Source organism: Oscillospiraceae bacterium (genome assembly GCA_015068525.1).
Classification (GTDB): Bacteria; Bacillota; Clostridia; order UMGS1840; family HGM11507; genus SIG450.
Window position 1 is genome coordinate 1 of record SVKJ01000054.1, and the last position, 2,936, is coordinate 2,936.

General features: G+C 31.2%; 3 protein-coding genes. All 3 read right to left on the reverse strand.

The genetic code is table 11. The features are described 5' to 3' along the window. The coding region (locus E7419_08370; protein MBE7015190.1) for a carbohydrate ABC transporter permease at positions 1-512 on the reverse strand (512 nt) is incomplete at its 3' end. A 30-nt stretch (positions 513-542) separates the two neighbouring features. Continuing rightward, positions 543-1,508 (reverse strand): sugar ABC transporter permease, encoded by a 966-nt coding sequence (locus E7419_08375; GenBank protein ID MBE7015191.1) that lies wholly within the window; start codon positions 1,506-1,508, stop codon positions 543-545. Between the two features lie 180 nt (positions 1,509-1,688). After that, a complete protein-coding gene (locus E7419_08380; protein MBE7015192.1) occupies positions 1,689-2,909 on the reverse strand; it encodes a helix-turn-helix transcriptional regulator in 1,221 nt (406 codons plus the stop codon). Positions 2,910-2,936: the final 27 nt, after the last annotated feature.

Below are 2,936 nucleotides of genomic sequence, written 5' to 3' on the forward strand. Positions count from 1 at the left end.
AAGAAAGTCCTTAAAACTATAATATTCCATGCACTTCCCACCATTGGTAAAACTAACGCCCAAAATGTATTTGTTAGATGTAATACTCTTGTGCAAATTATGTACCACGGCACTGTTCCTCCAGAAAACAACATTGTAAAAAGTTGCAAAAAGGCGAAGAACTTTCTATACTTAAAATCATTTCTCGAAATTGCATATGCGTAAAGTGCATTTACTAATACATTCAAAGCAGTTCCCGTTAGTGTCGCCGCTATCGTTACCACATATGCTCTCATAACCGTTTGACCATTTTTCGCCAAATAATTGTAAGCATCAAAGCTTATTTCTTGTGGAATCAATTTATATCCAAATTCACTTATTGCTTCTTCGGATGTGAATGACACTCCAAACAAAAGCAAAACAGGATACAGACACATCATACACAAGGCTATGAAAATAATATTATAAACAACATTTAAAACAGGTCCTGCTTGTGTTGTTTCAATTAACTGCTTTTTCTTTTTATTATTCATTTTTCATCATTCCTTCCATCTACAAATATTTTAGAATAGTGCTTTGTCAGAATCCACTCGTCTTACAATCAAATTTGTACCTATAACCAACACAAATCCTACAACTGACTGCAAGAAGCTCGCCGCTGAAGACATTCCAACATCATTATTTATTTTTAATGCACGGAAAACAAAAGTAGATATAACATTCGTTACCGGATATAACGCTCCCGAATCCATAGGAATGTTGTAATACAAACTAAAATTCGCACTTAAAAGATTTCCGATTGAAAGAATTGTCATAATTATTATAATACTTGCCAATTCTGGTATTGTTATGTACCATGTAAGCTGACGCTTGTTTGCTCCATCAATTGCCGCCGCTTCATATAAACTCGAATCAATCCCGGCAATTGCAGCAACGTAAACTACCGAACCATATCCAAAACTTTTCCATTGATTAATAAATACCAACAAGAACGGCCATGCTTCTACTTTTGAATACCAGTCCACTGCCTCTATTCCAAGTTTTGATAATACTCCATTCACAGAACCCAAACGATAATCTAAAAATGCTTTTACAATATATGCTATAACTATCCAAGATAAAAAGTGTGGAAGCATAACCACAGTCTGATATATTTTACCCAATCTTCGGTTTGCCAATTGGCTAAACATAACAGCAATGCCTACATTAATAAAAGTACCTAAAATAATATTCACTATATTGTATCCCAATGTATTTCTTAAAATAATAAAGACATCTGGATTTTTAAACAGAAACTTGAAATTTTCAAACCCTATCCACGGGCTGCCCCAAATTCCTTTTGCATAATCTATACTCTTAAAGGCTATTGTTATACCAAACATTGGTAAATAACAAAAACATATTACGCAAATCAATCCCGGAAGTATCATTAATAAATATTGCCAATTATCAATCAGATCTTTCCTTAATTTAATTTCTTTTCTGATTGTACCTCTCTTAATGACACTCTTCTTTTTTTCTTTAATCATATCTTTCCTCCTAGATTTATATTTTCACATTATAATTGTAGCACTTTTTTCTTTTTAACAAAATATTTTTTAAAATGATTATTGTTAATTTTATCATCATTTTTTTACTTTCTTGTATTTGTTATAGCTAATTTTTTCGACACCCTTTAAAATATCACCATTCCTTTTTCTAAAAAGATACTATTCTCCGGCATCAATCTTATTCAAATAATCAGTAGGTGAAATCTCTTCATATTTCTTAAACACCGTTGAAAAATATCGTGAATCCTCAAATCCTACCTTTTCAGCCACCTCATTTATTCTAAATTTACCTGTTTTTAGCAGCACCTTTGCCTTTTTTATACGAAGTTTATTTAGATAAGACTTTATGTTTTCACCAGTTTCATTATTGAATATACGACTGACATGAACCGCACTCAAGTGTACATGTGCTGCCACATCCTCCAAGGTAATTGACTTTTGATAATTACTTTCTATATACCCAATTGCCTCATTAACACTATTAGAATACTGTAATTTCTTTTCATTTTTCATTCGTTCTATCAGGTCTCTTACAGTCATTCTCAAAATATCATTTAAATCTTCTATTCTTATACATTCTCTTATCATCTGTTCAAGATTATAAACATTTATTTCCCAAAATCCATTTTCTTCACTTACTTCTCGCCTTATATCATCCAAATCCAAAATTATATGGGTATAAAACCGTTCAGCAAAATCCCACTCATCCTCTTTTATATTACACGATTCCTCTATAATTTTAGACATATAATACTCTGCATTTTTAAAGTCTGCTATGCTTAAAGCATTTATAAAATCTTTTCTGTGCATAATCATTCTCTGCCTAAAATTCCGACTCTCATACAGCTTTCTCACACGGCTAATACAGAAAATATGATTCGCCTTACTAGAATTAACTTTTTCCAACTCTTTCAAACACTCAACGTACTTTTCATTAACATCATTAAAATCTCTCCCTTTGGAGCTTATGGCAACATTAATAAAAAAATCATTATGCTTATTGCTTACATCATCTACCGTCTTTGTGCAAAAACTATATAAATACTTTTCAGTAAAATACTCAAGTTCATCCTTAAAAATCAGCACTAAATTCCTCATGTCCATAAAAACATGATAAACATTAACAATCTCATCACTTGCCATCTGAAAATGATTTAAAATATCCACAAGCATACGGTTAGAACGTTCATCATCAACATCTTCCTTTGGTTTTATAGAAAATAAAATGATATAAAACTCTCGTATTTCAAGATATGAACTTTCAAAATCCTCTTTTATTTTTTCACCGTCATAACCATAGTTTCCTATAATTAAATCAAAAAGCACTCTTTGTCTGATATAAGATATATTATTCATACAATATGCCATTTGATTATTCATTCTCTTCTTCTCTTTTTCCTCATCATT

Bases quoted from the DNA above. Each gene is read 5' to 3' on its own strand.
- E7419_08375 (MBE7015191.1), bottom strand. From the start codon at position 1,508: ATGATTAAAGAAAAAAAGAAGAGTGTCATTAAGAGAGGTACAATCAGA.
- E7419_08380 (MBE7015192.1), bottom strand. From the start codon at position 2,909: ATGAATAATCAAATGGCATATTGTATGAATAATATATCTTATATCAGA.